This window comes from Brachybacterium sp. AOP25-B2-12 (assembly GCF_052378625.1).
Taxonomy (GTDB): Bacteria; Actinomycetota; Actinomycetes; order Actinomycetales; family Dermabacteraceae; genus Brachybacterium.
Map to the genome: position 1 here is coordinate 21271 of NZ_JBQSXW010000026.1, position 6766 is coordinate 28036.

The 6766-nt window shown below is 72.2% G+C and carries 7 protein-coding genes; 5 read left to right on the top strand and 2 right to left on the bottom strand.

All coding sequences use genetic code 11. From position 1 onward, the window contains the following. Positions 1-104 precede the first annotated feature (104 nt). The 3 genes from ACT3TZ_RS14130 (at position 105) to ACT3TZ_RS14140 (ending at position 3118) form a co-directional block, all read left to right on the top strand. The gene (locus ACT3TZ_RS14130; protein WP_444584074.1) at positions 105-1487 is read left to right on the top strand and encodes an ABC transporter substrate-binding protein; all 1383 of its coding nucleotides are present in this window, start codon (positions 105-107) and stop codon (positions 1485-1487) included. Next, entirely contained in the window at positions 1484-2245 is a 762-nt protein-coding gene (locus ACT3TZ_RS14135) for a glycerophosphodiester phosphodiesterase (RefSeq protein ID WP_444584075.1), read from the top strand. Before ACT3TZ_RS14130 ends, ACT3TZ_RS14135 begins: the two co-directional genes overlap by 4 nt. A gap of 159 nt (positions 2246-2404) precedes the next feature. Continuing rightward, positions 2405-3118 (top strand): glycerophosphodiester phosphodiesterase, encoded by a 714-nt coding sequence (locus tag ACT3TZ_RS14140; RefSeq protein ID WP_444584076.1) that lies wholly within the window; start codon positions 2405-2407, stop codon positions 3116-3118. A gap of 172 nt (positions 3119-3290) precedes the next feature. On the opposite strand, the gene ACT3TZ_RS14145 is transcribed toward ACT3TZ_RS14140, so the two are convergent. Both ACT3TZ_RS14145 and ACT3TZ_RS14150 read right to left on the bottom strand, forming a co-directional pair. Continuing rightward, positions 3291-4166, bottom strand: a complete 876-nt coding sequence (locus ACT3TZ_RS14145) for a hypothetical protein (RefSeq protein WP_444584077.1) — start codon at positions 4164-4166, stop codon at positions 3291-3293. Between the two features lie 37 nt (positions 4167-4203). Beyond that, on the bottom strand, positions 4204-5193 hold the full coding sequence (locus ACT3TZ_RS14150) for a hypothetical protein (protein WP_444584078.1): 990 nt from the start codon (positions 5191-5193) through the stop codon (positions 4204-4206). 131 nt (positions 5194-5324) lie between these two features. Here ACT3TZ_RS14150 and ACT3TZ_RS14155 point away from each other — a divergent pair, with 131 nt between their 5' ends. Then, positions 5325-5738: a hypothetical protein gene (locus ACT3TZ_RS14155; protein ID WP_444584079.1), complete on the top strand. Its 414-nt coding sequence runs from the start codon at positions 5325-5327 to the stop codon at positions 5736-5738. Between the two features lie 192 nt (positions 5739-5930). Continuing rightward, positions 5931-6473 (top strand): O-acetyl-ADP-ribose deacetylase, encoded by a 543-nt coding sequence (locus ACT3TZ_RS14160; RefSeq protein ID WP_444584080.1) that lies wholly within the window; start codon positions 5931-5933, stop codon positions 6471-6473. Positions 6474-6766: the final 293 nt, after the last annotated feature.

The following is a 6766-nucleotide window of genomic DNA, read 5'->3' on the forward strand; positions in this document are numbered from 1 at the left end:
GGGCACCGGCCGTCCCATCGGCCGGCCGCGCCGTCCCTCCCCATCGTCCCGACCCCCGCATCTCTCGCCGCACCCTCACCCCACCATGCCCAGGAGGCACCCCCATGTCCCGTCCCGCCCTGCACCCCGACGTCCTCTCCCGCCGCCGCCTGCTCGCCGCCATCGGCGCCGGCGCCGCCGGCCTCTCGCTCGCGGCCTGCGGCGCCCCCGGTTCCGGGGATTCGAGCGACGGCACCCGCTCCGGCTTCTCGCAGGCCGATGTGAAGGTGCCCGCCGAGTACAAGGACCGCACCCCGATCCTCTTCTGGGCGCCTTTCACCGGCGTCAACTTCAGCGCGCTGCAGGAGCAGTTCACCGCCTTCAACGAGTCCCAGTCGGACATCGTCGCGATCGCCGAGTCCCAGGGCGGCTACGCGGACCTGAACACCAAGTTCACGGCCGCACTGCAGGCCCGCACGGTGCCGGACATCGTGTGCTTCCCCGAGCGCCAATGGCTGCAGTTCTACTTCTCGGACGCGCTCGCCCCGCTGGACAGCTACTTCGACGACGACTGGAACCTCGACGTCTACATCCCCAACTACGTCGAGGAGGGCAAGGCGGCGGGCTCGACCTACGTCGTGCCCTTCGCGCGCTCGACGCCGCTGTTCTACTTCAACCGCTCCCAGTACGCCCAACTGGGGCTGCCCGAGCAGGGGCCGAGCACCTGGGACGAGCTGGCCCAGTTCGGTGCCGAGCTCGGCGGGATCGAGGTCAGCGGCAAGAAGCTCGCCGCCCTCGCGGTCTCCGCCGACGACGCCTGGTTCGGCCAGGCCCAGATCTGGGCCTGGGGCGGCGCGAACTCGAAGGACTTCGACGTGACCATCGACCAGCAGCCGGGCCTGGACTGGCTGACCTGGCAGCGGGACTTCATCCACCGTGACGGCTTCGGCTACATGGCGCAGTCGCCCACGACGGACTTCACGACCGGGCTGACCGCGGGCGTGCAGGGCTCGACCGCGTCGCTGCGCGGGATCACCGAGGAGGCGCAGTTCGACGTGGGCTGCGCGTTCATGCTCGGCAAGCAGGAGCAGCACACGCACTGCCCCACGGGCGGATCCGGCCTCTCGATCGTCAAGTCGGAGTCCAAGGAGCGCCAGGACGCGTGCGCCGAGCTCTTCCGGTTCCTGGCCGAGCCCGAGCAGTCCGCCTCGTGGCACAAGGGCACCGGGTACGTGCCCATCGTCCAGGCCGCCCGGGACACCCAGACGGTCAAGAGCCTCGTGGCCGAGAATCCCAACTACGGGGTCGCGCTCGCGCAGCTCGAGTACGCGCAGTCCGCCGACCGCATCAACTGGTTCCAGGGTGCGGTCACCGAGATCTCCGCCGCCCAGGCCCAGGTGTACGGCGACAACGCGGACCCCGCCACCGTCCTGAAGACGGCCCGCACCAAGCTCGACAAGGTCATGGAGGACAACCGCGAGGACCTCGAGAAGGTGCTCGAGGCATGAGCGGCGCACGCATCCCGGTGCTCATCGGACACCGCGGCGCGGCCGCCGTGTCCCCGGAGAACACCGTGGCCTCGTTCCGCCGCGGGGTCGCCGACGGCGCCGCCCTCCTGGAGTGCGACGTGCACCTGAGCGCCGACGGGCACGACGTGGTCATCCACGACGCGACACTGGACCGCACCGCCCAGGAGGACTCGCCCCTGCGGCGCGGTTCCGTCGCCGAGCTGCGCCGCGATCAGCTGGACCAGATGCTCGTGGGGGAGGGGGAGCACATCCCCACCCTCGAGGAGGTGCTCGATGCGGCGCTGCGCGAGGACGGGACCCCGGTCCCGCTGCTCGTCGAGATCAAGGCCCCCGCGGCGGCCGAGCTGGTCACCCGGATCCTGCTCTCCCGGTTCGGGGCCGACGCCTTCGCGGACCTCGCGTCCGCCCCCGCCTGGGTGATCTCCTTCCACGAGGAGGCGCTCGCGACGGGACGCGCTCTCGCGCCGCAGATCCCGCGGCTGCTGACCACCACGGAGACCTCGCCGGCGTTCTACCGGGCGGCCGAACGCCTCGAGGTGGCGCAGGTGGGCGTCCGGATCGCCGATGCCCGCGTCGCCGACGTCGAGCAGTGCCGTCGTCGTGGCCTGCAGCTGAACCTGTGGACCGCGCGCGGCGAGGAGGAGCTCGAGCGGGCGCTCGAGCTGGGGTGCGACACCCTCACCGTCGACGACCCGGCCTGGGCCCGGCGCCTCATCGCGGCGCGCGTCCCGGTCTGAGCAGCGCGGTCCCGTGCGGGTGCGGCGGGAGGGAGCGGACGGCACCGGTCGTCCGCCCGCCCGCTCGCCCTCCCGGCTCGGGACCGTGCCGCCGTGAGACAGTGCCCCCGGATCCGTCCACGCCCCTCGAAGTCCCGCCATCGTGAAGGAGAACGTGACATGACCACCTCCCGCCCGAGGATCGTCGGCCACCGCGGCGTCGCCGCCCATGCCCCCGAGAACACCCTCGCCTCGTTCCGGCGCGCGATCGCCGACGGCGCGGAGCTCGTCGAGTGCGATGTGCATCTGAGTCGCGACGGGCACGTGGTCGTCATGCACGACGAGACGATCGACCGGACCGCCGATCCCGCCTCGCCCCTGCGGACCGGCGCCATCGCAGACCTCACCCGGGCCGAGCTGGACACCGTCGTCCTCGCGGACGGGGAGAAGGTCCCGAGCCTCCTGGAGCTGCTGGCGCTGACCACCGTGCCGGTGTTCATCGAGGTCAAGGCCGCTCCAGCGGCGGCCGCCGTCGTGCGCCTGCTGCAGTCCCTTCCCGAGGGCTCGGCCGCCGCGGCCTCGACCGTCATCTCCTTCCACGCCGAGGCCCTCGCCGAGATCCGCCGCGACGTCCCCGCGGTGCCGGTCTCCTACCTGGTGGAGGTCATCACCGAGGAGAGGATCCGCACCGCCGTCGAGCTGGGTGCCACCGGGATCGGACCCGCGATCGACGGGCTGTGCCTCGCCGCCGCACGTGCCGCGCGGGACGCGGGGCTGCAGGTGAACCCCTGGACCGTGGGCACCGCGGAGCAGCTCGCCGTGGCCCTGGCCTGCGGCGTCGACTCGATCACGAGCGACGACCCGGCGTGGGTGCGGGAGGAGCTGGACGGCTGAACGTCCACCGCTGGCGCCGCGACCGCGAGGCGTACGTGCCGCCGGACCCCGTGCACGGACCGGAGTCCTGTGCCAGGACACCCGCCCAGAGGGAATGGTGACCTCACAGGGCTCCGGTGAGTGCACACGCGTGCCGTCCGACGGGGAGGGGACCCGTGCGCAGGGGCGGGGCTCAGGCCTCGTCCGGCGTCCCCGGCGAGTCCTCCCCGGGGACGTCGGGATCCGGCAGGAGGGACGCGATGATCTCGCCCAGGGTCTCCCGGGAGACATCGCTGATCGGGAGGACGGTCCCGGCGGACGCCTGTGTCGGGTCGCCGGTGCCGTTGTCGACCACGCGCACCCGGTCCGAGAGCGCGAACACCGTCGCGTACCGGGAGGGCCCGCCGCCGACACAGGTCACGGTGCTCAGCGTGCGCGTGTCCTCGAGACCTCCCTCGAGGGCCATCACGCCGGCCACCGAGATCTCCTCGACCTCGCCGTCGGCCCCCGCCGCCTCGTGCGGGTCGACGAACCCGGGCAGTCGCTCGGCCAGCGCGTCGAACGTGGGTGCGCAGAAGTGGTGGAAGCCGTCGGTGGACACGAACTCCTCGAGGACCCCTCCGTCCGGGAAGAAGTACAGGCCCAGCTTGACGCGGAGGTCGGAGCTGACCCGGTCGATGATGACCATCGCCTCCGGGATGCGTCGCAGGGCCAGGATGCCGGCGAGGCCGCGCTCGAGCTGGATCAGCCGATCGCTCGGATCTCCCTCCCCGATGAGGACGTCGCCCTCCTCCTCGCGCGCCTCGTGGGTCGGGTTCACCATGCGGCGGGCGATGAGCCCGCGAATGGCGGTGCCCGAGGCAGTCTCGCGGTGCACGGCCTCCTGGTCGAGATGGGGGCTGCCCAGGACGGTCAGGGCATCGATGCCGTCCAGAGCGAGGATCTCCTCGTCGGAGAGCACGAGGAGCACGTCGGGATCCGCCGAGGCCTTCTCGAGGATCTGCAGCGCTCCGAGCATGTCGCGCTGGGTGATCACGGGGGCGGGCGGGCCCGCGGGCGGGGTGGTCATCGGACGATCCTCCGGTCTGGTCGCGGTGTGTGCATCATCAGCCGAACAGGTTCCTCAGGCCACCCGTGGCCCCGTCCCACCAGTCGCTCACGGTGTCGACGGTGGTGTTCCAGGTGTCCTCCACGAAGTCCGTGGTGGCCTCCCATGCGTTCCCGATCGTGTCGGTCGTGGCGTTCCAGACCTCGGCGACGCCCTCGCGGAAGCCTTCCGTCGCGTCCCAGACGTCCTTCCCGAAGTCGACGACGTCGTCCCAGTTGTCGACGAGCCACTTCACGCCGTCCGCGATCGCCGCGCCGCCCACGAGGACCGCTCCGATCACCTGGAGCGGGACACCGACGACGGCACCGACACCGGTCATGTCGCAGATCGTGCCGGCGACGATGAGCGCACCGCCGAGGGTGGTCGCACCGCCGGTGATCGCGCTGAACACGTCGCCCTTGCGGATCGCGTCGATCATCTGCCAGGCGCCCGTGATGATGTCGATGCCCGGCAGGAAGCGACCGAACACCTTGCCGAACTTCAGCAGCCAGGGGGCCTTGGACATCAGGGTGTCCCACTTCCCGAGGACGCCGAAGACCTTGTCGTAGATCGTGCCGACGATCCCGCGGATGGCCTTGATGAGCTTCGCGGGATCCGTCAGCGCGCGCAGGACCTTCCAGATCTTGAGGGCTCCTCCGATGATGCCGACGACGGCGCCGATGATGCCCCGGGTGACGTCGTCGAAGAAGTCGAGGAGGAGGTCGAGGAAGCTCTGGTGCTCGGCCTCGGACACCTCGTCCTGCTCGTCGGCCTCCTGCTCGAGGCGGGTGGCGAACCCGGTCATCTGCGAGACCGCCGTGTCGAACGTCGCGGTGGTCCCGCGCCAGTCCGCCCGGAACGCGTCGGCGTCGGGGCCGTGCCACGAGGATTCGTCCAGGACCTGGGGCTCCAGCTGTGCCCGCAGGTCCTCGATCGCCCGCGAGCGGTCCTTCAGGAGCTGCGCGTGCGCGCGCAGCTGTTCGGTGTCGGCCCCGTAGAACCCGGTCATGGTGTCCCCCCGCGAGACGTCCGCGCCCTCGGCGGAGTTCCCTCCGGTGACGGTAGCCGGGAGGAGCGCGGACCGACATGGGGACGATTCCCCATGTCGGCCGCCGATGGGGTCCCGCTACGCTCGCGGCCATGACAGCGTCCAGCCGGGCCCTCGAGTCCCTCCTGGTGGCCCTGGCGCCCGGCTACGAGGGGCGGCCGGTGCCCCGGGCGGCCTGGCAGAGGTTCGCGCAGCGGCAGCTGGACCCGCAGGAGACGGTGCTCTTCGCCCTGCAGGGGTGGAACTTCGGGTTCGTGGAGCCGCTCGTGCTCGTCACGGATCGTCGCACGGTCCTGTTCCGCGACGTCGTCTCGACCGGCCTGCGGCGGGTGCGGGGGATCCCGGCCCCCGAGGTGGCGGGCGTGCAGCTCGCGGAGCACCTGCTGTGGGCGACCCTCACGATCCGCTCGCGGAGCGGCCGCAGGATCCGGGTGCGGGCCTCGGAGGCGGCACCGGCGCGGTGGGTGCGGGACGGGGTCGAGGCCCTTCTGGGGCGCGGGCGGTGACGGGTGGTGCGCGGACGGACGGGCGGTGACGGGCGGGCGCTGACGGGCGGGCGGTGCGCGGCGGGGTCCGGCATCGCCGTGTCGGCGTGGCCGTGGCCGTGGACGTCGGATCGAGATGTGGGGGCGAGGTGCTGTGTCGGGAGATCGCCCGCCACCGCCGTCGACCCGCCGACACGTGCGTAGGCTCGCGACATGACTCCCGGCCATGATCCTGCCCCGATCCTCGTGCGCCGGGGCGACCTCACGCGTGTGTCCGACGTCGATGCGATCGTCAATGCCGCCAACGCGACCCTGCTGGGCGGGGGAGGTGTAGACGGCGCGATCCACCGCGCCGCCGGCCCGGGGCTGCTCGCGGCGTGCCGAACACTCGGCGGCTGCGCGACCGGGGATGCGAAGCTCACCGGCGGGTACGACCTGCCCGTCGACCACGTGATCCACACCGTGGGTCCCATCTGGTCCTCCCACGGCGATGCACAGGTGCGGGCGGCCAAGGACGCCGACCTCGCCTCCTGCTACCGGCGCTCGCTCGAGGTGGCGCATGCCGCGGGCCTGCACCGGATCGCCTTTCCGTCGATCGCGACCGGGGCGTACCGCTACCCGGTGGACCGTGCCGCGCGCATCGCCGCCTCCACGGTGCGGGAGACGACCGCGCGGCTGGGCGGATTCGACGCGATCGTGTTCGTGCTGCTCGACGAGGCGACGGCGGCCGCCTACGAGCGGGCGCTCGCGGGGTGAGGTGGGCGGCAGAGCCGCCGGTGACCCGGGTGACAAGAGGTGGGAGGAACCGAGCTCGCGGTGACCGGGCGGTGAGATTCGCAGCGCCGGGCACTCGGTGACCCGAGATGAGGTGGTGCACTTCGCCGGCGGTCGGCGACAGATTTCGTGGGCACGGGGCTCGGGCCGGCGATGGCGCGATGGTCGGCGACGGGGGGTGCTGGCGGGCCCATGTCCGGGTTCGGTGGCCGGATTGCGGCCGCGGTGTGGTCGGGGGCGTGCACTCGTCGGCGGGAGGTTCGCCTCCCCCGAGC